This window comes from Sphingomonas sp. PP-CE-1G-424 (genome assembly GCF_004341085.1).
GTDB lineage: Bacteria > Pseudomonadota > Alphaproteobacteria > Sphingomonadales > Sphingomonadaceae > Sphingomonas.
On the sequence record NZ_SLXW01000002.1, the window covers coordinates 195,453 to 220,719 of the forward strand.

At 65.8% G+C, this 25,267-nt stretch carries 25 protein-coding genes and 1 tRNA gene; 16 read left to right on the top strand and 10 right to left on the bottom strand.

Going from position 1 to position 25,267, the window contains the following annotated elements; genetic code table 11:
- The first annotated feature begins 45 nt into the window (after positions 1-45).
- From groES to C8J43_RS06040, 6 genes are all read left to right on the top strand, one after another.
- A complete protein-coding gene (groES, locus tag C8J43_RS06015) occupies positions 46-333 on the top strand; it encodes a co-chaperone GroES (protein ID WP_056052039.1) in 288 nt (95 codons plus the stop codon).
- A gap of 120 nt (positions 334-453) precedes the next feature.
- Positions 454-2,097 carry a chaperonin GroEL gene (groL, locus tag C8J43_RS06020; RefSeq protein ID WP_056052034.1) on the top strand — a complete coding sequence of 548 codons (1,644 nt, stop codon included), beginning with the start codon at positions 454-456 and terminating at the stop codon, positions 2,095-2,097.
- A gap of 340 nt (positions 2,098-2,437) precedes the next feature.
- Complete coding sequence (locus tag C8J43_RS06025) at positions 2,438-3,034, top strand: sigma factor-like helix-turn-helix DNA-binding protein (protein WP_056052032.1); 597 nt, start codon at positions 2,438-2,440, stop codon at positions 3,032-3,034.
- A gap of 2 nt (positions 3,035-3,036) precedes the next feature.
- The gene (locus tag C8J43_RS06030) at positions 3,037-3,396 is read left to right on the top strand and encodes a hypothetical protein (RefSeq protein WP_056052029.1); all 360 of its coding nucleotides are present in this window, start codon (positions 3,037-3,039) and stop codon (positions 3,394-3,396) included.
- A gap of 34 nt (positions 3,397-3,430) precedes the next feature.
- Complete coding sequence (locus C8J43_RS06035) at positions 3,431-3,889, top strand: hypothetical protein (RefSeq protein WP_056052025.1); 459 nt, start codon at positions 3,431-3,433, stop codon at positions 3,887-3,889.
- 22 nt (positions 3,890-3,911) lie between these two features.
- Positions 3,912-4,313, top strand: coding sequence for a winged helix DNA-binding protein (locus C8J43_RS06040; protein WP_056052022.1), 402 nt, complete (start codon positions 3,912-3,914; stop codon positions 4,311-4,313).
- A 22-nt stretch (positions 4,314-4,335) separates the two neighbouring features.
- Here C8J43_RS06040 and C8J43_RS06045 read toward each other — a convergent pair.
- Positions 4,336-4,409, bottom strand: a tRNA-Gly gene (locus C8J43_RS06045).
- Between the two features lie 155 nt (positions 4,410-4,564).
- Between C8J43_RS06045 and C8J43_RS06050 the strand changes: the two genes are divergently transcribed.
- Positions 4,565-5,839: an isoprenylcysteine carboxylmethyltransferase family protein gene (locus C8J43_RS06050; protein ID WP_133030166.1), complete on the top strand. Its 1,275-nt coding sequence runs from the start codon at positions 4,565-4,567 to the stop codon at positions 5,837-5,839.
- 110 nt (positions 5,840-5,949) lie between these two features.
- Here C8J43_RS06050 and C8J43_RS06055 read toward each other — a convergent pair whose 3' ends face one another.
- From C8J43_RS06055 to C8J43_RS21825, 3 genes are all read right to left on the bottom strand, one after another.
- Entirely contained in the window at positions 5,950-7,323 is a 1,374-nt protein-coding gene (locus C8J43_RS06055; protein WP_133030167.1) for a glutamate--cysteine ligase, read from the bottom strand.
- A gap of 85 nt (positions 7,324-7,408) precedes the next feature.
- Positions 7,409-8,149, bottom strand: a complete 741-nt coding sequence (locus tag C8J43_RS06060) for a 16S rRNA (uracil(1498)-N(3))-methyltransferase (RefSeq protein ID WP_133030168.1) — start codon at positions 8,147-8,149, stop codon at positions 7,409-7,411.
- 238 nt (positions 8,150-8,387) lie between these two features.
- Positions 8,388-8,549, bottom strand: a complete 162-nt coding sequence (locus C8J43_RS21825) for a hypothetical protein (protein WP_165899558.1) — start codon at positions 8,547-8,549, stop codon at positions 8,388-8,390.
- An 82-nt stretch (positions 8,550-8,631) separates the two neighbouring features.
- Between C8J43_RS21825 and ubiA the strand changes: the two genes are divergently transcribed.
- The 4 genes from ubiA to C8J43_RS06085 all read left to right on the top strand — a co-directional run bounded on the left by ubiA (position 8,632) and on the right by C8J43_RS06085 (position 12,765).
- A complete protein-coding gene (ubiA, locus tag C8J43_RS06070) occupies positions 8,632-9,573 on the top strand; it encodes a 4-hydroxybenzoate octaprenyltransferase (protein ID WP_133030169.1) in 942 nt (313 codons plus the stop codon).
- Between the two features lie 9 nt (positions 9,574-9,582).
- On the top strand, positions 9,583-10,929 hold the full coding sequence (locus C8J43_RS06075) for a TldD/PmbA family protein (protein WP_133030170.1): 1,347 nt from the start codon (positions 9,583-9,585) through the stop codon (positions 10,927-10,929).
- A 43-nt stretch (positions 10,930-10,972) separates the two neighbouring features.
- Positions 10,973-11,737 (top strand): 3'(2'),5'-bisphosphate nucleotidase CysQ, encoded by a 765-nt coding sequence (locus C8J43_RS06080; RefSeq protein WP_133030171.1) that lies wholly within the window; start codon positions 10,973-10,975, stop codon positions 11,735-11,737.
- 167 nt (positions 11,738-11,904) lie between these two features.
- Complete coding sequence (locus C8J43_RS06085) at positions 11,905-12,765, top strand: hypothetical protein (RefSeq protein ID WP_165899559.1); 861 nt, start codon at positions 11,905-11,907, stop codon at positions 12,763-12,765.
- A gap of 118 nt (positions 12,766-12,883) precedes the next feature.
- Here C8J43_RS06085 and C8J43_RS06090 read toward each other — a convergent pair whose 3' ends face one another.
- From C8J43_RS06090 to C8J43_RS06100, 3 genes are read right to left on the bottom strand one after another with little or no spacing between them, the layout of a single operon-like run.
- Positions 12,884-13,063 (bottom strand): hypothetical protein, encoded by a 180-nt coding sequence (locus C8J43_RS06090; protein ID WP_133030173.1) that lies wholly within the window; start codon positions 13,061-13,063, stop codon positions 12,884-12,886.
- Positions 13,064-13,067: 4 nt separating this feature from the next.
- The gene (locus C8J43_RS06095; RefSeq protein WP_243645449.1) at positions 13,068-13,775 is read right to left on the bottom strand and encodes a hypothetical protein; all 708 of its coding nucleotides are present in this window, start codon (positions 13,773-13,775) and stop codon (positions 13,068-13,070) included.
- A 5-nt stretch (positions 13,776-13,780) separates the two neighbouring features.
- Entirely contained in the window at positions 13,781-14,992 is a 1,212-nt protein-coding gene (locus tag C8J43_RS06100; RefSeq protein ID WP_056066683.1) for a toxic anion resistance protein, read from the bottom strand.
- Positions 14,993-15,144: 152 nt separating this feature from the next.
- On the opposite strand from C8J43_RS06100, the gene C8J43_RS06105 reads away from it, so the two are divergent.
- From C8J43_RS06105 to typA, 3 genes are all read left to right on the top strand, one after another.
- Positions 15,145-16,158: a zinc-binding alcohol dehydrogenase family protein gene (locus tag C8J43_RS06105; protein WP_133030174.1), complete on the top strand. Its 1,014-nt coding sequence runs from the start codon at positions 15,145-15,147 to the stop codon at positions 16,156-16,158.
- Between the two features lie 434 nt (positions 16,159-16,592).
- A complete protein-coding gene (locus C8J43_RS06110; RefSeq protein ID WP_133030175.1) occupies positions 16,593-17,570 on the top strand; it encodes a DUF2268 domain-containing putative Zn-dependent protease in 978 nt (325 codons plus the stop codon).
- Positions 17,571-17,660: 90 nt separating this feature from the next.
- Positions 17,661-19,505, top strand: coding sequence for a translational GTPase TypA (typA, locus tag C8J43_RS06115; protein ID WP_056051990.1), 1,845 nt, complete (start codon positions 17,661-17,663; stop codon positions 19,503-19,505).
- Between the two features lie 467 nt (positions 19,506-19,972).
- On the opposite strand, the gene C8J43_RS06120 is transcribed toward typA, so the two are convergent.
- A complete protein-coding gene (locus C8J43_RS06120; protein ID WP_243645450.1) occupies positions 19,973-20,626 on the bottom strand; it encodes a L,D-transpeptidase family protein in 654 nt (217 codons plus the stop codon).
- Positions 20,627-20,842: 216 nt separating this feature from the next.
- On the opposite strand from C8J43_RS06120, the gene C8J43_RS06125 reads away from it, so the two are divergent.
- Together C8J43_RS06125 and C8J43_RS06130 are read left to right on the top strand one after the other, a co-directional pair.
- Positions 20,843-21,226, top strand: a complete 384-nt coding sequence (locus C8J43_RS06125; RefSeq protein ID WP_056051987.1) for a hypothetical protein — start codon at positions 20,843-20,845, stop codon at positions 21,224-21,226.
- A gap of 108 nt (positions 21,227-21,334) precedes the next feature.
- Complete coding sequence (locus tag C8J43_RS06130; RefSeq protein ID WP_133030177.1) at positions 21,335-21,646, top strand: DUF3297 family protein; 312 nt, start codon at positions 21,335-21,337, stop codon at positions 21,644-21,646.
- A 130-nt stretch (positions 21,647-21,776) separates the two neighbouring features.
- Here the strand turns inward: C8J43_RS06130 and C8J43_RS06135 are convergent, their stop codons facing one another.
- Together C8J43_RS06135 and C8J43_RS06140 are read right to left on the bottom strand one after the other, a co-directional pair.
- Positions 21,777-23,645 carry an ABC-F family ATP-binding cassette domain-containing protein gene (locus C8J43_RS06135; protein ID WP_133030178.1) on the bottom strand — a complete coding sequence of 623 codons (1,869 nt, stop codon included), beginning with the start codon at positions 23,643-23,645 and terminating at the stop codon, positions 21,777-21,779.
- 478 nt (positions 23,646-24,123) lie between these two features.
- Complete coding sequence (locus C8J43_RS06140; protein ID WP_133030179.1) at positions 24,124-25,140, bottom strand: cell wall hydrolase; 1,017 nt, start codon at positions 25,138-25,140, stop codon at positions 24,124-24,126.
- Positions 25,141-25,267: the final 127 nt, after the last annotated feature.

Genomic DNA, 25,267 nt, shown 5'->3' on the forward strand with positions numbered 1-25,267 from the left:
CTCGAGTGCCAGAAATCTGTCACAATCCAAAAGGACATGGACCCCATGAACTTTCGTCCGTTGCATGATCGCGTGCTGGTGAAGCGCCTCGAAGCCGAAGAGAAGACGGCTGGCGGCATCATCATCCCCGACACCGCCAAGGAAAAGCCGCAGGAAGGCGAAGTCGTCGCCATCGGCACCGGGACCCGCGCCGAGAACGGCACGATCACCCCGCTCGACGTCAAGACCGGCGACAAGATCCTGTTCGGCAAATGGTCGGGCACCGAGGTCAAGGTCGACGGTGAGGACCTCCTCATCATGAAGGAATCGGACATCCTTGGTATCGTCGGCTGACGCCAACGGGCTCGGCATCGTCAGGTATCACTGACGTGAACGGGCCAGGGAATGCTGGCGGCGAAACTCGCGCCAGCGTCTGCACTTTGTGAACTTCCACTTTTTGAAAGGGCAGCTGACATGGCTTCCAAGGACGTAAAATTCGGTCGTGACGCGCGTGAGCGCATCCTTCGCGGCGTCGACATCCTCGCCGACGCAGTCAAGGTGACCTTGGGCCCCAAGGGCCGCAACGTCGTCATCGACAAGAGCTTCGGCGCACCGCGCATCACCAAGGACGGCGTCACCGTCGCCAAGGAGATCGAGCTCAAGGACAAGTTCGAGAACATGGGTGCGCAGATGCTGCGCGAAGTGGCCTCGAAGACCAACGACATCGCCGGCGACGGCACCACCACCGCGACGGTTCTGGCGCAGGCCATCGTTCGCGAGGGCATGAAGTCGGTCGCAGCGGGCATGAACCCGATGGACCTGAAGCGCGGCATCGATCTCGCCGTCATCAAGGTCGTCGAGGACGTCAAGGCGCGCTCGAAGCCGGTTTCGGGTTCGAAGGAAGTGGCGCAGGTCGGCATCATCTCGGCAAACGGCGACCGTGAAGTCGGCGAGAAGATCGCCGAAGCCATGGAGAAGGTCGGCAAGGAAGGCGTGATCACCGTCGAGGAAGCGAAGGGTCTCGAATTCGAGCTCGACGTCGTCGAGGGCATGCAGTTCGACCGCGGCTATCTGTCGCCGTACTTCATCACCAACCCCGAGAAGATGACCGTCGAGCTTCAGGATCCCTACATCCTGATCCACGAGAAGAAGCTCTCGAACCTGCAGGCGATGCTCCCGATCCTGGAAGCCGTCGTTCAGTCGGGTCGTCCGCTCCTGATCATCGCCGAGGACATCGAGGGTGAGGCTCTGGCCACGCTCGTCGTCAACAAGCTGCGCGGCGGCCTGAAGGTCGCAGCGGTCAAGGCACCGGGCTTCGGCGATCGTCGCAAGGCGATGCTCGAGGACATCGCGATCCTGACCAAGGGCGAGATGATCTCGGAAGACCTCGGCATCAAGCTCGAGACCGTCACGCTCGGCATGCTCGGCACCGCCAAGCGCGTCACGATCGACAAGGACAACACCGTCATCGTCGACGGTGCCGGCGATCACGACACGATCAAGGGCCGTACCGAAGCGATCCGCCAGCAGATCGAGAACACGACCAGCGACTACGACAAGGAGAAGCTCCAGGAGCGTCTCGCGAAGCTCGCTGGTGGCGTTGCCGTGATCAAGGTCGGTGGGTCTTCCGAGGTTGAGGTCAAGGAGCGCAAGGACCGCGTCGACGACGCGCTGCACGCAACCCGCGCAGCTGTCGAAGAAGGCATCGTCCCCGGCGGCGGTACGGCTCTGCTGTACGCAACCAAGGCGCTTGATGGCCTCGAGGGTGCGAACGACGACCAGACGCGCGGCATCGATATCGTTCGCAAGTCGCTGACGGCTCTGGTTCGTCAGATCGCGCAGAACGCCGGTCATGACGGTGCGGTTGTTTCGGGCAAGCTGCTCGACGGCAACGACTCGAACATCGGCTTCAACGCCGCGACCGACACGTACGAGAACCTGGTGGAAGCCGGCGTGATCGATCCGACCAAGGTCGTCCGCACCGCGCTGCAGAACGCAGCATCGGTCGCAGGCCTCCTGATCACGACCGAAGCGGCCGTGAGCGAAATGGCCGAAGACAAGCCCGCCATGCCCATGGGCGGCGGCGGCATGGGCGGCATGGGCGGCATGGACTTCTGATCCGAAGGTCAAAGTCGCAGCCATTTTGGCTGTGACTTTGACTGAGGACGGCCGGCGGGTCGGCGGCGCAAGCCACCGATCCCGTCCGACGACAGCAGCGGCTCCGCCGATGCTCGGTTCCAAGCCAGACACATCGACCAAGGCAAAGGGCCGGGGAGCGATCCCCGGCCCTTTGTGCGTCATTCCAACAACTCGTGACCTTATCTGAGCATGTACCAAGCAACGGGACCGTTTCGGCCAGAACTTGACCAATACGTATACCATTCAGTTTCCCGAAACATCGTTCCGCATCGAACACTCGGCAGGTGCAACCGCGGCGCGATAGCGCTACTACGCGGGCATGACCGGGGGACGCATCGATCAACTGACCGAAGCTCAGCGCGCCTGCTTGCGGCTGGTGCTAACGCATCACAATTCGAAGGAGATCGCGGCGATCTTCGGCGTCTCGCCATCGGCGATCGACAAGCGCATCGAACGCGCGATCCAGATTCTCGGCGTCGGCACCCGGTTCGAGGCGGCGCGTCGGCTCCAGGAGCATGAGGGCGCGGACGGCAATGTCGTCACGCAGGAGCGCCCTGCGCCTGATGCGGCAGACCCGACCGATACACCCATTCTGACATACGAACGGCTCCCATCCGAACCAATCGACGTTCCCATCCCCCCATCCGCACCCCCAAAGGTCGACCAGATCGAGCCATGGGGGCTCGTTCGCCGCTTCATGGGATTGTCCCAGCAGAGCGGGCCGATCGGCGCAGCGCGGAACCGGGTTTCGAGAGGCGACAGGATCGTCAGACTGATCGGACTCATGGGCCTGATCGCCATCACCTCGATGGCGCTCGTGAACATGGCGATGACGCTGACCAGCCTGTTGCGGGCGAATCGCGACCACGCTGCTCCGATACATGGCCCGTCAACGGCGGCGCCACGGGGGAGATAACGATGTTGAAAGAACGCCGCACCGCGACCGACGCGGTCACACAGCAATTCCTGAAGGCGGAAGCCGCCGTCGACGAGGCAGCCATGCTCGCCGCGTCGTGCGTCGCGACGCTGCTGCAACAGCGCGTCGCCGCCAACCTGCCGGTCGGCACGGGCGTCGCCGCCCTGCAGATGATCTCGCAGGCGTCGCTCGACATCATCAACGCCCGCCAGCGGTTCGTCGAAGCGCATCAGGCGCTCGTCCAGGTGCGGACGGATATCGGGCTCGGCCAGTTCTACGGTTACGGCGATACCGCCCAATGCCCGCCCAACGAAGGCGCACTACGCGCCGAGACGCCCCTGCGTTTGGCAGCGGTGGCCTGATTGGCCGATTTCGGTCCTGCTTCGGAGGCTAAAGTTGGATCGGGTCTGGATCTTCTATTCGATACAGTTGGCGGCTTCGGCCTACGCGATCCTTCGGGGTGGCGCACCGGAGCGGCTCACGGGTCTGGCGCTGCTGCTTGCAGCAGTGTCGACCGGTATCGTCGAGCGCAACGTTCCTTCGCTGTTTTCGGGGTTGGAACTGGGCGTCATGATCGTCGACCTGATGCTGCTTGCGGTGATGATCGGGATCACGCTGAGCGCCGATCGTTTCTGGCCGGCCTGGGTTACCGCGCTGCATGCGCTGGGGACCGGGGCGCATCTGGCCAGGGCGATCAGCCCCGACGTGATCCGGCTCGTCTACGCGCTGCTCTCCGCAGCCTGGAGTTACCCCATCGTTCTGCTTCTCGTGATCGGGACAGCCAGGCACTCGCGACGAATCCGGGCAAGGGGCTGGGATCTCGATTGGAGCCGCCAGGATCCGACGATGCGTTGAAGCGTAATCGGACACAGCGCTCATGACCTACGCATCTTCCATCGTTTCGGGCATCGCCCTGAAACACAGTCCACTGCCTATCCTGCATGACCCGGCTCTGGTCGAGGTCGCGCGGCGGCTTTACGCCATGCGAAAGATCCGCGACGACCTGCTCGGCACCAGCCTGTTCTCCGAACCGGCATGGGATATCCTGCTCGACCTGTTCATCTCCGACGACGACGGCCTTCGGCTGAGCGTATCGGCAGTGTGCATCGGCGCGCGCGCCCCCTCGGCGACGGCGCTGCGGTATCTGACGATGCTGCAGGATTCGGGACTCGTGGAGCGAACGCGCGACGAACGCGACGGTCGCCGCTCGCATGTCCAGCTTACGACGCTCGGGCGCAGGCGGATGACGGGACTGCTTGCGCGCATGGTCGACGTATAAGCGTGCCGACATGAGGGAATGCTGGAGCGGATGACGGGAATCGAACCCGTGTATTCAGCTTGGAAGGCTGCTGTACTACCATTGTACTACACCCGCTCGGCACGCCGTAGCGAAGCCCCGAACTAGCGTCGCCGCGCGGTCGGCGCAAGCACCCACATGGCAGCCTCTTGGCAGTTACCCCGCGAGGCTTTGCCTGCAAAGGGCCAGATGGTTCACGCGTTGCTTACCATTCCGCGCTACGGACCATGGCGATGGATCATGATGATGCGCTTTCCGCTCGAGCCGAGCCCGATCCACGCCCGCGCTCAGCGGTCAGCGGCGCCGCCGGCCTCAGCGGCCTGATCGGCATCTTCGTCTGGCTGGGGATCGCGCGTTGGTATGGGTTGGACGGCCCCTATTCGGCCTTGGTCAACGTCGTCGCATGCGCGCTGCCGATGGTCGCCTGGTCGCTGCTGGTCGACAAGGTCCACCGCAACGCGAGTACGGGGATCGACTGGTCCGCGCCCAGAGCCTTGCGCACGACGCTCGACACCAGCCTGACCAAGCTCGCGGGACTGTGGGCGACATGGGCCGCGATCGCGGTCATCTACGGCACGGTGCGATCATATTGGCAGGGTAATTTCGCGTTCGCGATGTGGTGCTTCACGAACGCCGCGCCGATCCTGTTCGTCGCATCGATCCCCTATGTGCTCTGGATCGACCGTCATCTGATCGAACCGCGCGACGGCGCCTGGCACCTCGGCGGCTGGATGACCGGGCAGGCGGGTGTCGAGAACGAAGCGATCTACGGCCATCTTCGTGCGTGGGGTGTGAAGACCTTCTTTCTAGCCTTTATGCTGGCGATCGTCCCGCCGGGTTTCGCCACGTTCGTGCGCGGCGACCTGCAGTCGGTGCTGCACGATCCCGTCGCGCTGGCGAACTGGCTGATCACGTTCATGTTCCTGATCGACGTGGCATTCGCGACGGTCGGCTATATCCTGACGTGCCGCCCGCTCGATTCGCACATCCGCAGCGCCAACCCGTTCGCGGCGGCGTGGATGGCGGCGCTGATGTGCTATCCGCCGTTCATCCTCATGAACGACGGCGGTCCGCTCGATTATCACCCGGGCACGTCGGATTGGGCGTACTGGTTTCAGGGGCATCCGGTGCTGCTCGCACTGATCGGCGCGGTGCTGGTCGCGCTGACCGCGATCTATGCCTGGGCGACGATGGCGTTCGGCTTCCGCTTCTCCAACCTGACCAACCGCGGCATCCTGACGCACGGACCCTACGCGATCTCGCGGCATCCGGCCTATCTGTCGAAGAACCTGTTCTGGTGGATCTCGACGATCCCGATCCTGACCACCGGCAGCATCGTCGATGCGGCGAGGGCGACGCTGTTGCTAGCCGCGGTCGGCGGTGTGTATTTCTGGCGGGCGAAGACCGAGGAGCGGCATTTGAAGCTCGACCCGGACTATCGCGCCTATTTCGACTGGATGACGCGTAACGGGCTGGTGCCGCGACTGTTCGCGAGGTTGCGCGGCTGATTCCCCTCCCGTTTACTGGAGGGGTTAGGGGAGGGGCTGACCTCGCCATCGACTGACACGTCCGCGGCCAAGCCCTCCCCCGACCCCGCCCGCGAACGGGAGGGGAGCAGTTAGAAGCTCGATTCGTCGTACACCTTCGAGACGTCCCCGCTCCAGACGCCGTGATACTTCTCCAGCAGCACTTCGGAGGGCACCTTGCCGCTCCGCACGATCTCCCGCAGCGGATCGAGGAAGCCGGTCTCGTTGTCGCCCGCCCGATTGAACCGCGCCCGCGCCGACAACCCGGCACCGGCGATGTCGAGCACTTGGCCCGCGATATCGCGCAGCTTCCCGCCGCCCGCGATCGGCGCGTTCAGCCCGAGCTTCGGCACCGCGTCACGCAGAGCCTGACGCTCGTCGATCGTCCAGTCCTTGACCAGATCCCACGCGGCATCGAGCGCACCCTGATCGTAGAGCAGCCCGACCCACAGCGCCGGCAACGCGCAGATCCGGTTCCACGGGCCGCCGTCCGCACCGCGCATCTCGAGGAAGGTCTTCAACCGCACCTCGGGGAATGCGGTCGACAGATGATCGGTCCAGTCGTCGAGCGTCGGCTTCTCGCCCGGCAACACCGACAATTCGCCCTTCAGGAAGTCGCGGAACGACAGCCCGGCGGCGTCGATATACTTGCCCTCGCGGTAGACGAAGTACATCGGCACATCGAGCGCATACTCGGCATAGCGCTCGTAGCCGAAGCCATCCTCGAACACGAACGGCAGCATGCCGGTGCGATGCGGATCGGTGTCGGACCAGATATGGCTGCGATACGACAGCATGCCGTTCGGCTTGCCCTCGGTGAACGGCGAGTTCGCGAACAGCGCGGTCGCCAGCGGCTGGAGCGCGAGCCCGACGCGGAATTTCTTCACCATGTCCGCCTCGGACGCGTAATCCAGATTCACCTGGATCGTGCAGGTCCGCAGCATCATGTCGAGCCCCATGCTGCCGACCCGGGGCATGTGCCGCAGCATGATCGCATAGCGTCCCTTGGGCATCGTCGGCAGTTCCGCACGCGTCTTGTCCGGCCACATGCCGAGCCCGAGGAAGCCGATGCCGAGCTTCTCGCCCGCCGCTTTCACCTGCTCCAGATGACGCCCGGTCTCGGCGCAAGTCTCGTGCAGCGAATCGAGCGGCGCGCCCGACAGCTCGAACTGGCCCGCAGGCTCCAGGCTGATGCTGCCGTCGGGGCCCGACATGGCGATGGCGTTTCCGCCCTCCATGACCGGCTTCCAGCCATATTGCTCCAGCTCGCCAAGCAACGCGCGGATGCCGCTCGGCTCGTCATAGGACGGGGCGTGGTGATCGCCGTTCGCATAGACGAACTTCTCGTGCTCGGTGCCGATTCGCCACGCGTCCTTCGGCTTCTCGCCGCCCGCAAAGCTGGCGATCAACTGGTCGCGCGACTCGATCGTCGGGCTGGTCTTTTTCGAAGCGGGAATCGTCGTCATCGCCGCGCCTTACGCGCCGATGAACGAGGGGGCTAGAGGGGATTCGGACCAATCGGTAGCAATGTCTTCGTGGAGGTCGGGACGCCTACCAGTCGCCCGCCGCCGCCATCCACAAGGCAACGGCCGCGCCTGCCGCGGTTTCCGCCCGGAGGATGCGCGGCCCCAGCCCGATCCCGACCGCATTCGGATGCGCGCGGATCGCCTCGCGTTCGTCTGCATCGAAGCCACCTTCGGGGCCGATCAGGAGTGCCGCCGGTCCCGGTCGCACGCGCATCGCTTCCAATGCCGGCACGCCGCCGGTCTCGTCGGCAAAGAACAGCGCGCGATCCACGGGCCAATCCCGCAGCAACGCGGCAAGTTTGACCGGCTCGGCCACCTCGGGCAGCGCGGTGCGCCCGCATTGCTCCGCCGCCTCGATCATCTGCGTGCGCAGACGTTCGGTATTGGGCTTGTCGACGATCGTCCGCCGCGTGACCACCGGCACCAGCCGCGCGACGCCGAGCTCGCACGCCTTCTCCGCCATCCAGTCCACGCGGCCCTTCTTCAGCGGCGCGGCGCAGAGCCAAAGATCGGGCACGTCCTCGCGCGGTCGCAGCAATTCGGTCACGTCGAGCACCAGATCGCGCTTGCCAACGCTCGACGCGACGCCGAGCCATTCGCCGGTCCGATCATCGAACAGCTTCACCGGATCGCCGATCTTCATCCGCATCACCCCGACGAGATAATGCGCTGCCGGCCCATCGACGTGAAGCGGACCGGACGCGAGCGGCGTATCGACGAAGAGGCGCGGCGTGGACTGCGGCGGCCAGGCTGGGGTTGCGGGCATAACTCGCCTCTAGCAAATCCTCCCCGGCACGGGGAGGGGGACCAGCAAAGCTGGTGGAGGGGGGATTCCACGCGAGAAGCGCTTGCGTTCAGCGTCTTCCACAAGGGTTGCGGCGCGTGCTTCGCCCTACGCCAGCGTTACGTTCGCGGCGATCCCCCTCCACCCTTCGCCAGAGGCGAACGGTCCCCCTCCCCGTGCCGGGGAGGATTTGAGGACGCGCCTTTTCGAGAAGGGGCGTTCAGCGTTTCCGCCGCGCCCACATCTTCCGCGCCACCACCCACGCAACAACCAAAACCACCACCCCGAGGATCAGCACCCCCGCGACCGCCCCCGCCACCCGGAAAATCCCCCAGAACAACGCCTCGACGAAGCGGCCGACCGCCACCGAAAGGCCGATCATGCGAGAGGGTCCGAACGCGTCACGCCCCACCGGTACCCGGCAAAGGCTTGCGCGCCAAACCCCGTCTTCCTACGCCCCCATGATGCAGACCCAGCCGAGCCACGCGGAAATCGTCCCCGACAGCGAACACCGAGGGTTGGTCAGCCGCCTCCCGCCAACCCTCCGTGGCCTCGCGCTGCTAGCGCGGTTCGATCGCCCGATCGGCTGGTGGCTGCTGTTCTGGCCCGGCGCCTGGGGCGTCGCACTCGCCGGTGGCGCGGTCGAGCGCTGGGACATGATCCTGTGGCTCCTCCTCGGCAGCATCGCGATGCGCGGCGCGGGGTGCGTCTTCAACGACATCATCGACCGCGACCTCGACGCAAAGGTCTCCCGCACCCGCGCCCGCCCCATCCCGAGCGGGCTCGTGTCGATCACGCTCGCCTGGGTCTGGCTCGTCGCGCTCTGCCTGATCGGGTTCGTCGTCCTGCTGCAACTCACCTTTTTCGCCGCGATCGTCGCGCTCGCCAGCCTCGCGCCGGTCGCCGCCTACCCGTTCATGAAGCGCATCACCTGGTGGCCGCAGGCGTGGCTCGGCATCGTCTTCTCCTGGGCGTTGCTGGTCGGCTGGAGCGATATCGCCGGGTCGCTCGATACGCCGATGTGGCTGCTCTATGCCGGCTCGATCGCGTGGGTGATCGGCTACGACACGATCTACGCGCTGCAGGACCGCGAGGACGATGCAATGATCGGCATCCGCTCGTCTGCCCTCCGGATGGGCAGCCACGTCAAGGCCGGCGTCGGCATCTTCTACGTCGCTGCTGTCGCGTTATGGGCCGCAGCGTTCTGGCAAGTCCGCCCCGACCCGCTCGCGATCGCCGCGCTCGTTCCCGTCGCGCTCCACCTCGCCTGGCAGGTAGTCACGCTCAAACCCGACACGCACGAGGGCGCGGGCACCGCCGCACTCGCCCGCTTCCGCGCGAACCGTTTCGCCGGACTGCTGATGTTCCTCGCCTGCGTGGTTGTCGGCACGAGCCTGCATCCTTAAGTCGCTGATATGCTGACCCCAGACCAAGCCCGCGACCGCGCCCACGACATCGTCCAGCGCGCGAGGGCGGCGGGCGCCGACGCCGCCGACGCGGTCTTCGCCGCCGATGCCGCGCTCGACGTGTCGATCCGCCTCGGCAAGCTCGAGGATATCGGCCGCTCCGAGAGCGAGGATCTCGGCCTGCGCGTGTTCGTAGGCCAGCGCTCCGCCAGCGTCTCCACCTCCGACCTGTCGACCGCCGCGATGGACGCGCTCGTTGAACGCGCGGTCGCGATGGCGCGCGAGGCCCCTGAAGACCCCTGGGCAGGTCTGGCACCCGCCGAACGCCTGCTCCACGGCATCACGCCGATGCTAGGCTTAGACGACGGGGGCGAAGCCAGCCCCGAGCAACTTCGCGACGCCGCGCTCGAAGCCGAGGACGCCGCCCGCGCCGTCCCCGGCGTCTCGAACAGCGAAGGCGGCGGCGCCAGCGCCTCGCGCAGCGTCTGGGCATTGGCCACCAGCCACGGATTCGCCGGAGCCTATGCCGCGACCGGCTACGGCGTGTCGGCCAGCGTGCTTGCGGGTGAAGGCGGCGGCATGCAGCGCGACTACGCGCACAGCAGTGCCCGCCTCCGCGCGCATCTCGAATCGCCCGAAGCGATCGGCCGCCGCGCCGGCGAACAGGCGGTCGCGCGGCTCAACCCCGGCCGCCTCGTCAGCGGCCCCACGACGATCGTCTACGACCGCCGCGTCGGCGGATCGCTGGTCGGCCACATGCTCGGCGCGATCTCGGGCCAGGCGATCACGCGGAAGACCAGCTTCCTGCTCGATTCGCTCGGCAGCCAGGTGTTTGCGCACGGCATCACCATCCGCGACGATCCGCACCGCCCGCACGGCCTGCGCTCGCGCCCGTTCGACGGCGAAGGCCTGCCCGTCTCGCCGAGCGACATCATCGAGGACGGCATGCTCGAACGCTGGCTGCTCGATTCCGCCTCGGCGCGTCAGCTCGGCCTCGAACCCACCGGCCATGCCGCGCGCGGTGTCGGCGGCGGGCCCGGCGTTTCCACCAGCAACGTGTTCATGGAGCCGGGCCACGTACCCCTCGAAACGCTGATCGCCGAAATCGAGTCGGGCGTCTATGTCACCGAACTGATGGGCGGCGGCGCGAACGGCGTGACCGGCGATTACAGCCGTGGCGCGGCTGGCTTCCGCATCGAGAACGGCCAGATCACCACGCCGGTTGCCGAGTTCACGATCGCCGGCAACGTCAAGGACATGTTCCTCGCGATGACCCCCGCCAACGACCTCGAATTCCGCTACGGCGTCAACGTGCCGACGCTGCGCGTGGAGGGCATGACGGTGGCGAGTGGCTGAGCGGCGGCGCGGGCCGGAACGATCTCCGGCATGGCTGCGAGCTATGGCGGACGCGGTCGCTAAGATCGCCGCGGAGGCTGGCGCGATGGCGCTCGACCGCTTCGACACCGACTTCCGGCGCTGGGAAAAGACCCCCGGCAGTCCGGTCTGCGAGCTCGACATCGCGATCGACCGCATGCTCAAGGCGCGGCTGTCGACCCTTCTCCCGGAAGCCGGCTGGCTGTCCGAGGAAACCGCCGACAACGCCGACCGCCTCGCCCACGACCTGCTATGGGTGGTCGACCCGATCGACGGCACGCGAGACTATATCCGCGCCCGTCCCGGCTGGTGCGTCTCGGTCGCCTTGGTCGACCGCGGCCGCCCGGTAATCGGTATTCTAGAAGCGACGTCGCGCGACGAACGCTGGCATGCCGTGGCCGGGCAGGGCGCCACCCGCAACGGCATCCCGCTTCAGGCCGGTGATCGCACTCAATTCCCCGGCAGCCGTACCCCTGTCGACGCGCTCCCCAAGGCCGATCGCGACCTCGTGATGGTCCACAAACCTAATTCGATCGCGCTCCGCATAGCGATGGTTGCCGCCGACGAAGCCGACCTCGTCGCGACGTTGCGCTGGGGCAACGAATGGGACATCGCCGCCGCGGTCCTCGTTGCGAGCGAAGCCGGGGCGACGGTCAGCGATGCGTTGGGCGCGCCGCTCGTCTTCAACAAACCGCGCCCGCAGGCGTTCGGCATATTGACGAGCGTGGCGGGTATCCACGCCGCGGCCGTAGAACGGCTGTCTGATCGCGCTCGCGTACAGTTGCAGTAGAGACTGCTTGGGCCCCCACGCTGGCTGACGGACAAGGTTCAAAATCGGCCCAATGTCGTTACCGCGAATGGACCGCCGGTTGACGCCACGTCGATGTATGCGTCTTATCCTGTGTTGTGGTCCTCTGATAACCGGAGCGGCGGCGGAGAGAAGATATGTCCTTGTCCGTGTCGATCGCGATTCTGCTCCAGGCGATAGCGCTTCAAGCTGCGACCGAACCGGCTCCGGTCAAGCCGGACATCGTCGTTGAGGCGCGCAATGAGGCGGTCATCCGCGATTTCGTCAAGCGTCTGGCGGATCCCATGCCGACTCACCAGTTGCCACGGTGGGATCGGCAAATCTGTACGGGGGTCATCGGCCTCGATGCCGCGCAGGCGCAGATGATGAATGACCGGATCGCGCAGGTCGCCAATTCGGTCCATCTTCGAAGTGGCAAGCCAGGGTGCTCGCCCACGATCCTGATCGTGGTGTCTCCGCAGGCCGATGCGGTCGCCAAAAGCGTGGCCGACAAATATCCGATCACCCTGCGCAGGGAGGGATCGGCGCGTCTCGACCGTTTCCGTCAGCCAAAGCAGCCGGTCCGGTGGATCGGCACGACATACGAGGGTGCGGCGACAAATGCGTCGTCGGCGTTGAATGGATATTTCAAGGATGGGGCGATGCCATCCGCTGCTTCATCGGGTTTTACAGGCAGCGCGACACGGATCAACGAGATCACGCGCGGTATCGTGTCGTCCATGCTGGTGATTGTCGATCCTGCGCAGATAGGATCGGTCAAGCTGGATGCCCTGTCCGACTATGTGGCAATGGTGGCGCTCGCCCGACCGGGGCTCGGACATCCCGCGCCGACGACATCGATCCTGTCGCTGTTCGCAGACGCGATCGTAGCGCCGACGAGCATCACGCGTTTCGATCAGGACTATCTAAGCGGTCTATACACGACATCGCCCAATCATGACGCATTGTGGCAGGCATCGAGTATCGCGAGGAGCATGAAAACGACGAAAAAACGGGATGAACCGAAATAGCCTGCGCTGATGAGGCGATTAGCTTGCTGGGCATTCGCCCCTGCACGCGAACTTCAAGAATCAGCCTCATGTTGCAGGCTCGGTCTGCCCGACCACGCGGTTTCCTCTCCGTTCGAAATCATGTCGGCGACCCAGGCACGCGCTTGCCCTTTGTCCTGCTGGAGAGGTGAAAGTGCGGGCACCGATCGCAGCGATAGGCCCTCAGCGGTACGCGTCCGGTCTGCGCCACGACGAGCGCATCGGCTTCGGAGACGAAGCGCGCCTTGCGGCGGCAGACGCTGAGGCGGGTGCGCTTCACCGCCTCAATCCTTGTACTTCATCTCCAGGAAGCGACCGCGGGTGGAGAGGTTGTCGAGGTCGCTCTGCGCGAGGCGCGCGGTCATCTCGCCGATTTCCTGTTCGATCAGCTTCAGCCCGTCGACCAGTTCGGCGTCGGGTGAGCGGCCGTTGCGCGGCGTCGTGCGGAGCGACGCCGGGACCTTCTCGTAATCCTTGACGAAGGCGGGGAGCTGTTCACCGATCAGTTTCCGCACGTCGACCGCTTCCTGCGTGTTCGCGTCGAGCGTCGCGAGCTGCGGCGTCAGCGTTTCGAGGCGCAGGCCGATCCGGTCGACCAGCGTCATCGCGGGTGCGGGGAGGGCGGGGCGCTGTGCTTCGAGCCAGCGTTCGGTCTGCGCGGGGAGGGCACGGATGTCGACTGCCGCGAGCCGCTCGGGCGTAGGCGCGCGTTCCGCTGGCCAAACCGCGAACAGTACCGTGGCGGCGACCAGCAGCGCCATCACCAGCATCGCGCCACCGATCCCGAGCGGCATGATCCAGCCGATCACCATCGCCGCGATCAGGATGGCGACGTCGGCGACCGCGATCCGGGTCAGTCGCTTGCCGATCGCCTGAGTCTGCCTTGCCCGCCCCCGCGATGGCGAGCGTGCGATGACGGTGCCCGTCCGGTCGTCGGAAATGCGCGACCATGAGGCGCGGGCGTTGGCGATGGCGTCGTCGACTTCGCTCACGAGGGTTACATCGCCTCCAGCTTGAACGGGCTGGCGGAAGGTCCGCCCAACTGCCCCTGCGTCGCGCCTTCGGCACGCGCGATATACCCGCGCGATTTATCGACCTCGTTCGACAACGCGCCGACGGTGACCTTCATCGAATCGAGCGCCTTCAGCTTGAATACGTCGATCGCGTCCATCGTGTCGTAGATATTCTGGAACGCGCGCTGCAGCGTTTCCAGCGGGATCGTCGCCGACGCGGCCTGTTCGTGGATCTGCGCGGTCTGCGATTTCAGCAGCTTGCCGGTCGAATCGATGATGTTCGCGGTGGTCGTGTTGAGCGCGGTGATCTGCTCCAGCACCAGCTTCTGGTTGGTCAGCGCCTGTGCCACCGTCACCGCGGTGCGCAGCGCGGAGACGGTCGTGGTCGAGGCGCGATCGACGCCCTTCACCAGCTCGACATTGTTCTTCTTGACCAGATCGAGCGCGAGATAGCCCTGCACGGTCACCGCCATCTGCGTCAGCAGGTCCTGCGTACGCTGGCGCGTGTAGAACAGCGCGGTTTCGCGGATTGCCTTCGCCTTGGCGGGATCGCTGTGGTCGAGGTCGTTCGCGACGTCCTCCAGCTTGGCGTCCATCGTCTTCGACAGATGGATCATCTGCTCGAGCCGGCCCATCGCCGCCCACAGGTTCGCGCGCTCGGTATCGATCGCGGCATTGTCCATCAGCAACTCGTCCTTGCCCGAGCCGAGGCTCTTCAAGATCTGCGCGATGTGCGTCTGCGACGACTTATAGCCGTCGAAATAATTGCGCATCTTGCCACCGAACGGGATGATCCCGAACAGCTTCTGCGGCGCGGTGAGGTTGCCCTTCTTGCCGGGATCGAGATCCTCGACGACGCGGCGAAGCTCGGCGAGGTCCTTGCCGACGCCGGTCTCCTGATCCATCGCCTTGACCGGGCGATCGAGGAAGCGGTTCGACTGGCCGGCGGCGTCGCGGATTTCCTTCGCGCCCATCGCGGTGATCGCATCGACTCGCTTGCCGAATTCGGGGGAGTTCACGTCCTGCGCGACGAGATCGGTGACGAAGCCCGAGACGCGTTCCTCGAGCTGCGACTTCACGCCGGCATCGACCGGGACGAGGCCAGACGCCTTGGCGGCGGCGACGGTCGGCACCGGATCGGGCGGGGTCAGCACCAGGCCCGGCTCTTCCGTCAGCGTGTTCGGGGTCGTCGCCATGCTCGTGTCTCCGTTCGGTGGGGCATGGTGGCTGCAACCCGCCCCGCGTTCAAGTGGCGTATATAGATAATACACTCAGGCTTGCCAACTGCTCTCCTTGAAACCGGGCGCGGGCGTGGACAGGTTGTCGGCGACATCACAGGAGTTCCAGCATGCGCGCCATCGGCTATACCAAGTCGCTCCCGATCGACGATCCGCAGTCGCTCGTCGATCTTGATCTCCCCAAGCCCGAAGCGGCGGGTCGCGACCTGCTGGTCGAGGTGAAGGCGGTGTCGGTCAACCCGGTCGACACCAAGATCCGCCAGCGTCGCGAAGATCCCGACGGCAAGCCGCAGGTGCTGGGCTGGGACGCATCGGGCGTCGTCGTCGCGATCGGTCCGGACGTGACCGGGTTCAAGGTCGGCGACGACGTGTTCTACGCAGGCGCGATCGACCGGCCCGGCACCAACTCGGAGTATCACCTCGTCGACGAGCGCATCGTCGGGCACAAGCCGGCATCGCTCGACTGGGCGCAGGCCGCGGCGCTACCGCTGACCTCGGTCACCGCGTGGGAGACGCTGTTCGACCGGCTCGACGTGCGCAAACCCGTCCCCGGTGCGGCGAACGCGATCCTGATCATCGGCGGGGCAGGCGGGGTCGGCTCGATCACGATCCAGCTCGCGCGGCAGCTCACCGACCTGACCGTGATCGCCACCGCGTCGCGCGACGAGACGCGGGGCTGGGTCGAGGAGCTCGGCGCGCATCACGTGATCGATCATCGCAAGCCGCTCGCCGCGCAGGTCGAGGCGCTCGGGCTCGGCGCGCCGGGGTTCGTGTTCTCGACGACGCATACCGACGAGCACATCGCCGAGATCGGCGAGCTGCTGGCGCCGCAGGGCCGGTTGGCGCTGATCGACGATCCGAAGACGCTCGACATCGTGCCGCTCAAGCAGAAGTCGATCTCGGTGCACTGGGAGCTGATGTACACGCGCGCGCTGTTCCAGACCGCGGACATGGGCGAGCAGGGCAAGTTGCTCGACGAGGTCGCGCGGCTGGTGGATGCGGGGACGATCCGGACGACGCTCGCGGAGAATTTCGGGAAGATCGATGCGGGGAATTTGCGCAAGGCGCATGAGCGGATCGAGAGCCATACGGCGAAGGGGAAGATCGTGCTGGAAGGGTTCTAATACCACCCACGTCATCCCCGCACAGGCGGGGATCCATACTGGCAGGCCTCGAGATAAAGTTGCCAGCCTCCTGAGAATATAGATCCCCGCCTCCGCGGGGATGACTTGCAAGGGTGTGCACCACCCCGGCGGAGGCCGGGGCCCAGTTGGGGGACGTTGCTGACGGATCGCGGCACGTCGTTATTGCCACCTTTCCAACTGGGCCCCGGCCTTCGCCGGGGTGGAATGGAGGGCGGGGCGTTCTGGTCGCCGCTACCTCACGATCCTCCCCCGCAAGGGGGAGGTGGCAGGCTCTTGCCTGACGGAGGGGGCGGCACGCGCCAACCTCTGCTCCGTGTCCTCCCCCTCCGTCCCCTTCGGCGACACCTCCCCCTGGCGGGGGAGGATTACAATATCCGCTCTAGCGCCCCGGCAAACACGCGATACTCTGCACCATGCTCCGCCCGCTGATTCTCGCGCTCGCCCTCCTCCCAGCGGCAGCCACGAATCGTCCCCCGCCAGCCGACCCGCTCACCGCCACGATCCACACCGAAGACGCCGACCGCTTCGCCGCGCTCTTCGCCAAGACCAAAGGCAAGCCCACCGCCGCGCAGCTGAAACGCGACTATCTCGACAAAGGCAGTTTCGGGATCGGCGTCTTCACCCCCGGCCGGATCGTCGATGCGGACAATCTCGCGCGTGCCATCGCTGCCAACCCCACCCGCTATGCGCAGGCGATCAAGACCTGCCTCCCCGCCGCCAAGGCCGCCACCGCCGATCTACGCGCGATCTATCTCGGCCTCCACGGCGCGCTCCCCGACGTGAAGCTCCCGCAGGTCTATATAGTCTTTGGCGCACACACCTCCGGTGGCACCGCCAAGCCAGGCGCGCAGGTACTCGGGCTCGAAGTGCTGTGCCGCATGTCGCCGACGCCCGAGAAACTGCGCCAGACGCTCCGCCATTTCTTCGCACACGAGACGGTGCATTCCTTCCAGCAGGACGCCGGCATGACGCTCGCCCGCGATCCCCTGCTCGCCGCGATTCTCGTCGAGGGCGCGGCGGACTTCATCGCGCAACTCGTCACCGGCGAGGAGCCCGACGCCGCCCGCGCCGCCTGGGCCACCCCGCGCGAGGCCGAACTCTGGCGCCAGATGCAGGCCGACATCGCGCTCACCCGCAAGCTCACCGACAAGGACGACCCCGAGCAAGGCTCGCCCGAAGCCAAGGCGTACGCCCGCTGGATCGGCAACTACTCCACGCCGCCCGCCGGCTGGCCACCCGAACTCGGCTATTGGATGGGGCTGCGGATCTGGCAGCGTTACTATGCCGCCGCGCCCGACAAGCACGCCGCGCTAAGGGCAATGCTGGCGGTCCGCGATCCCCGTACTATTCTCGCCGCCGGAACATACAAGCGCCGCGGAGGTTCCCTCTAAAGGCGACGAAATCCCGCTGCGTCTTCCCGCGGCGCAACAATTACGCTATGGCGCGCGCCAACCCCGTTCCTCGATCAAGAGAATACATTCATGAGCCTCCGCAACGTGGCGATCATTGCGCACGTCGATCACGGCAAGACGACGCTGGTCGACCAGCTCTTCCGCCAGTCCGGCACCTTCCGCGACAACCAGCGCGTCGAAGAGCGCGCAATGGATTCGAACGACCTCGAAAAAGAGCGTGGCATCACCATTCTCGCCAAGCCGACCTCGGTCGACTGGACCCCTCCCGGCGAGTCCGAGAGCATCCGCATCAACATCGTCGACACGCCCGGCCACGCCGATTTCGGCGGCGAAGTCGAGCGCATCCTGTCGATGGTCGACGGCGTCGTCCTGCTGGTCGATTCGTCGGAAGGCGCGATGCCGCAGACCAAGTTCGTCACTGGCAAGGCGCTGGCGCTCGGCCTGAAGCCGATCGTCGTCGTCAACAAGGTCGATCGCAACGACGCGCGCATCCAGGAAGTGCTCGACGAAGTGTTCGACCTGTTCGTGTCGCTCGACGCGAACGACGACCAGCTCGACTTCCCCGTGCTCTACGCATCGGGTCGCAACGGCTATGCCTCGACCGACATGGACGCGCGCGAAGGCACGCTGATCCCGATGTTCGAGACGATCGTGAAGCACGTGCCGCCGCCCGCCGTGGAAGTCGCCGGCGTGCCGTTCACCTTCCTCGTCACGCTGCTCGACCGCGATCCGTTCCTCGGCCGTGTCCTCACCGGTCGCGTCAATTCGGGTACCGTGAAGACCAACCAGGCGATCCACGCACTCGATAACGACGGCAAGATCATCGAGACCGGTCGTGCGTCCAAGATCATGTCGTTCCGTGGTCTCGAGCGGGTTCCCGTCGACGAAGCCAAGGCTGGCGACATCATCTCGCTCGCAGGTCTCTCGGTCGCGACCGTGGCCGACACGATCGCCGACATCACGGTGACCGAGCCGCTGCACGCGCAGCCGATCGATCCCCCCACGCTGTCGATGCGTTTTGCCGTGAACGATTCGCCGATGGCGGGCCGCGAAGGCAGCAAGGTGACGAGCCGCATGATCCGCGAGCGCCTGTTCCGCGAAGCCGAGTCGAACGTCGCCGTGAAGGTGACCGAGGCGGCCGACAAGGACAGCTTCGAAGTCGCCGGCCGCGGCGAGCTTCAGCTGGGCGTGCTGATCGAGACGATGCGCCGCGAGGGCTTCGAGCTGGGCATTTCGCGTCCGCGCGTGCTGTTCGGCGAGGACGAGAACGGCAAGAAGACCGAGCCGTACGAGACCGTCATCATCGACGTCGACGAGGAGCATTCGGGCACCGTCGTCGAGAAGATGAACACGCGTAAGGCCGAGCTGACCGACATGCGTCCGTCGACCGGCGGCAAGACCCGCATCACCTTCTCGGCGCCGTCGCGCGGGATGATCGGTTATCATGGCGAGTTCCTGTCCGACACGCGCGGCACGGGGATCATGAATCGGCTGTTCGAGAAGTACGGTCCGCACAAGGGCGCGATCGAGGGCCGCAAGAACGGCGTGCTGATCTCGAACGGGTCTGGCGAGGCGAACAACTACGCACTGGGTCCGCTCGAAGAGCGCGGCATCCTGTTCGTGGGCCACGGCGAGGCGCTCTATGAGGGCATGATCGTCGGCGAGAACGCCAAGCCGGACGACCTCGAGGTCAACCCGATGAAGACCAAGGCGCTGACCAACTTCCGCGCCTCGGGCGGCAAGGACGACCAGGTCCGCCTGTCCCCGCCGAAGCGCGCGACGCTGGAGCAGGCGATCGCGTACATCGACGACGACGAGATGGTCGAAGTCACGCCGAAGTCGATCCGTCTGCGCAAGCGCTTCCTGGATGCGAACGAGCGCAAGCGGGCGAGCCGGGCTAAGCAGAGCGCGTAAGCCTGGCACGGCGAAGCCGGCCAAGCTTACAAGCTCGGCCGGCCTCGCTAAAGCGAGGTCCGACGACGCGGCTTTGCCGCGGCGCGCTGGGCAAGAAATGAAGACGGGCCGGGGGGAAACCTCCGGCCCTTTTTCTTTGTGCATTCGTGTCGATCACCCAGCTACACGCCGTCATTCCCGCGGAGGCGGGAACCCATATTGGCTAGCCTAGCGGGTACCTTGCAGACGTCAGAGGATATGGATCCCCGCCTGCGCGGGGATGACGGACGTTGATGGTGGGGGGCGAAGGGCGGCACGAAGCAGCGGTCGACGCGGTAGGGATCATGCTCGCTACCGTCATCCTGACGAAAGTCAGGATCCAGAGTAACGGCTGGCGACCTTCGTGGCTCTGGATCCTGACTTTCGTCAGGATGACGGAGGAGACGATCCGCGGCATCACCCCGCACCACGACCCAAAACCGCCCCCCTCAAGCAGCAGTAATCCGTCCACCCCGCGCCAACATCTCCCCACTCGTCACGATCACCCGATCCCCCAGCCTAACCTGCTCGAAGATCAGCTTCGCGAACGCAGTCGGCACGCCAACGCACCCATGCGTAGCGTACTTCCCATCCATCAACGCGCTGCCATGGATCGAAACCCCATCGTTAGTCAGCCGCATCATGTACGGCATCGGCGCCCCGTAAAGGTTCGACACATGATGCGCGTCCTTCTGCGTGATCTTGAACACGCCGAGCGGAGTCGGCTTCTCATCCGCGCCATAGATCACCGCCGCCGTCCCGATCTCGTACCCGCTGCGAAAGATCGACAAGGTCTGCGCCACCAGATCGATCGTGATCACGATCGGCCCCTCGGGCACGCCCTCGGTATCCCAGTAATACGCGCCATGCCGCAAAGGCTCTGGAACGTTCAGCACCCGCTTCACGACATACGCGTCGGCCGGGTCCTCGGCAGCGACCGCAACGGGCTTCGGCGCCGCCTTCGCAACCGGCACAGCGACCTGAGCCACCCGCGCCGGCGCCTCGACCGCCCGTACCCTCAACGGAGACCCGGACAAAGCCAGGCCACCGATCAGCACCGCACTCCCGCCGAGCACGGCAAAGGCGATCGCTCGCGTCGTCATCATCCTGCGCATCGCCGCACCCTATCCGATATTCGTGAACAATGCCCGGCCTGCCGCGCCGGCAATGTCCCCACCCGGGACTGCCCCAGCTATACCGTGGGTTAACAAGCCGTTCCGAACCAGTTCAGACCGAATCGCCTAAATCCTGAAACACGGTCGGACACTTATGCGTTTGTCCCAAGCGGACCGGGCGTAACTAGTAACGGAGTTCGGAAGATGAACGGGTTTTTCAAGAAGGCAGGTTTGGGCGTCGCTTTGGCGGCTACGGCACTCACTGCCGCCGCGCCGGCCGATGCGCAGCGCTGGGGTGGGTATGGCCGTGGCTACGGCGGCGGCTGGGGCGGCTATCACCATCGTGGCGGCGGCAATGTCGCGGGCGCAGCGGTGCTCGGCGGTATCCTCGGCCTCGGCGTCGGTGCAGCGATCGCCAGCAGCAACCGGCCGCGCTATTACGACCGCGGGTATTACGACGCGCCACCGCCGCCCCCGCGGGTCTATTACGAGGCGCCGGTGGCGACCTATTATGCGCCGCGGTGCTGGAACGAATGGCGGGTCGACCCCTATTATGGCGACCGGGTTTCGGTGCGGGTCTGCAACTGATCCGATCACGAGATCGACAGGCGGCGTCGGGAGCAATCCTGGCGCCGCTTTTTCGTCAGGTGCCTTTTTTGTGGCGCGCGCCCGGTGCTTGCCGCTAGACGCGCGACCATGACCGATACGCCCAACACCCCCGAGACCGAAGCCGCCGCCACCCCGGCCGCAACCGGCGACACGCCCCCCGATCGCCTCTCGATCAACCAGCGCAGCCCGTTCTTCCAGCAGGACCTGCTCGAACGCGGCATCGGCATCCGCTTCAAGGACAAGGTGCGCCACGACGTCGAGGAATATTGCATCTCGGAGGGCTGGATCCGAGTCGCGCTCGGCAAGAAGGTCGACCGCAACGGCAACCCGCTGACACTGAAGCTGGTCGGTCCGGTCGAGGCTTGGTTCGAGCGTCCGGCAGCGACGAACGAAGACTGACGCTAATCTTCCCCCCTCCCTGGAAGGGAGGGGCCGGGGGTGGGTAGGCCAGCTTGAGCCGCAACTGCCTGAACACGCGGAACCCGACCCACCCCCAACCCCTCCCTTCCAGGGAGGGGCGTAAGGAAGCCTAGGCTTCGACTCCCTCCAGCGCCTCGCTAGCCTCAAGCCACTTGGCCTCGCTAGCCTCGAGCTTCGCATTCACCTCGGCGCGACGCTTGCTCAGATCCCCCATCGACATCCGCGAGAATCGCGGCTCCGCAGTCGCCGGATCGACCATCGCGCGGTCCAGAGCATTCCGCTCCTTGGTGAACTTCGCGGTCTGCTCCTCGATCTCGCGCAAGGCCTTCCGCAGCGCCGCATCGTTGCTCTTCGCCTCGGCCGCAGCCTTCTTCCCCGCCTTCTTGTCGGCCTTCGACGCCGCATCGCCCTTGCCGCCATCGCCCTTCAGGACGAACGCGATATAATCGTCGAGGCTGCCGTCGAACTCCTTCGCCGTCCCGTCGTCGACCAGCACCAGGCGATCCGCGGTCAGCTCCAGCATGTGCCGATCATGGCTGACCAGCACGACAGCGCCAGTGTACGCATTGAGCGCCTGTACGAGCGCCTCGCGCGCATCGACGTCCAGATGGTTGGTAGGCTCATCGAGGATCAGCAGATGCGGCGCATCGCGCGTGATCAGCGCCAGCGCCAGACGCGCCCGCTCGCCACCCGACAGCTTGCCGACCCGCGTCGTCGCCTTGTCGCCCGAGAAGCCGAACCGCCCCAATTGCGCGCGTACGGCAGCCGGAGTCGCGCCCTTCATCAGATGCGACATATGCTCGATCGGCGAATCGGTCGGATCGAGTTCCTCGACCTGATACTGCGTGAAATACCCGACCTTCATCTTGCCCGACGACGACATCTCGCCGTCCATCGGCGTCAGCTGCGCCGCCAGCAGCCGCGCGAGCGTGGTCTTGCCGTTGCCGTTGCGCCCGAGCAGCGCGACCCGGTCGTCGGGATCGAGCCGCATGTTGAGCCGCTTCAGGATCGGCACGTCGGCATAGCCTACCGTCGCCATGTCGAGCGTGATCAGCGGCGGCCGCAGTTCGGTCGGGTTGGGGAAGCCGAACGACAGCGTCGGATCGTTATAGCTCTCGGCGATCGGCTGCATCTTCGACAGCATCTTCTGTCGCGACTGCGCCTGCTTCGCGGTCGAGGCCCGCGCGGAATTCTTGGCGATATATTCCTGCAGCTTCTCGCGCTGGACCGCCTGGTTGGCGCGCGCCGCCTCGATCTGCGCGAGCCGCTCGGCACGCTGCCGCTCGAACGCGTCGTAGCCGCCCGGATACAGCGTGATCTTGCCGCCCTGCAGATGCAAAATGTGATCGACCACGTTGTTAAGGAAATCGCGCTCGTGGCTGACCACCACGATCGTCGCCTTGTAACCCTTGAGGAAGTCCTCCAGCCACATCACCGCCTCGAGATCGAGATGGTTCGAAGGCTCGTCGAGCAGCAGCAGGTCCGGCTGCGAGAACAGCAGAGCGGCAAGCGCGACGCGCATCTTCCAGCCACCCGAGAAGCTGTCGAGCGTGCGCGCCTGCATGTCCTCGTCGAACCCGAGTCCGAGCAGGATCTGCGCGGCGCGTGCGGGCGCGGTATAGGCGTCGATCGCGATCAGCCGCTCGTACACGTCGCCGAGCCGGTCGGGATCCTCGCTCGTCTCGCTCTCGATCATCAGCGCGGCGCGCTCCAGATCGGCTTCGAGCACGGTCTCGAACGGTGTCTTCACGCCGTGCGGCGCTTCCTGCGCGAGGTAGCCGATGCGGGCGCCCTTCGGCATGTCGGCGGACCCGTCGTCGGGCTCGAGCTGCCCTGCGATCACGCGCACCATCGTCGACTTGCCCGCGCCGTTGCGCCCGATCAGCCCGACGCGCGAGCCCGGCGGCAACGCGGCCGTGGCGCCATCGAGGATAACGCGTCCGCCCAGGCGCACCGTGATATTGTTCAGGTTCAGCATGCGCGTCCCGTTAGCAGATGCAGCATGGTTTTGCGAGGGTGGGGAAGGGGGGCATTTACGGACCGATCCCCAAGTCCAACGCTTCTCGATCCTCCCCCGCCAGGGGGAGGTGGCGCCAAAGGCGACGGAGGGGGAGGACACGGAGCAGACGTTTCGCATGCCTCCCCCTCCGTCTGGCAAGCGCCAGCCCCCTCGCCCTTGCGGGGGAGGATCAGATTGCGGATCCGTCCTCTATATAAGCCACCACCCCGGCGAAGGCCGGGGCCCAGTTGGCAAGGTGGTCGTAACGAAGCGCGGTCCGTCGTTCGCGACGTCCCCCAACTGGGCCCCGGCCTTCGCCGGGGTGGTGCAGGTATTGGAATAGGGAGCCTCTAAAACTCCCTCCCCTTCAGGGGAGGGCTGGGGTGGGGCTCGTCCGCGAACGTGTCGCTCGGGGCAGTGACCCACCCCGACCCTCCCCCGAAAGTGGAGGGAGCCATCAGGTTTCGTCCGAAACGACCGCGTCGGCGGCGTTACCGCTGCCGATCATCGGAGCCGCCCGCCCACCAACATGAACCCGTACACCTGAAACCAGCCGCGTAGGCATAATCGCTGCACCCGCAATCGCCGGACCAGACCGCGACACACCCCGGTGCACCGTCACCCCATGCAACGCATCGGCCGGCTCCGCACCCGAGTCCGCAACGTCATCCCGATTGCCATAATGCACCGAAACCCCAGCAACCTGCGCCGCGACCGCCGCCACGCCACCACCGCTCGCCAAACCAACATCCCGAACCCCAGGCTCGACCCCGGCATAAGCCTGCCGAAACGTCAGAGCCCGCTCCAACGCCCCCTGCCAGCGATAGAACACATGCGCCCCGACCGTCGTGATCCGCGCGAGACTAGACGCCCACCAAGGCAAGATGCTCGTCGTATGAAACGACGTCGCCGCCCCAACCGGCGCGTACACGCTCCCACCCAGCGCCGCGCTCGCCACCGCCCGCGCGCGATCCCAAGCCCCCGGCTCGCGCGCCCGGTTCATTGAGCCATCGCAGGTAAAGCTGAACTGGCACCCGGTCCGCCGCTCGGCCCCCTGATACACGACCCCGCAAACGCTGTTCGGAAAGGCCCGGTCGCGAACGCGGTTCAACACCACCTGCGCCACCGCCCGCTGCCCATCCTCCGACTGCGATCGCGCCTCGTAATACACCGCCGCAGTCAGGCAGTCGGCGGCGCGCCCAGCATCATCAACGGAGTTCGAAGTCAGAAACGGTGGTGCAACGAACGGCGCCGCAGCCGCAAACGGCGCATCGGGTGCGGCCGTCGCGATCTTCGCGGAAATGTCGTCGGGCACATGCAACGCCATCCGGCTCAGCAAGGCGCGCGAGTTCCGCTCCGGCTGGACCCGAGCGATCGCCGCCGGCCGATCCGCCGGCACGCACGACGTCGCCATCACCAGAGCGGGCAGGCTGATCAGCGCGTGTGGATAAAGGCCGTAACCCGACGTCTTCATCCCCCCGCTCTAGGCCGCGGGGTTTAGAGACTGGTTAATGGGCTGCGGGAAGCGGGGAAGCGGTCGCTAACGAAACGCACCCCCGTCATCCCGACGAAAGTCGGGACCTCGATCGGCAAGGACGGAG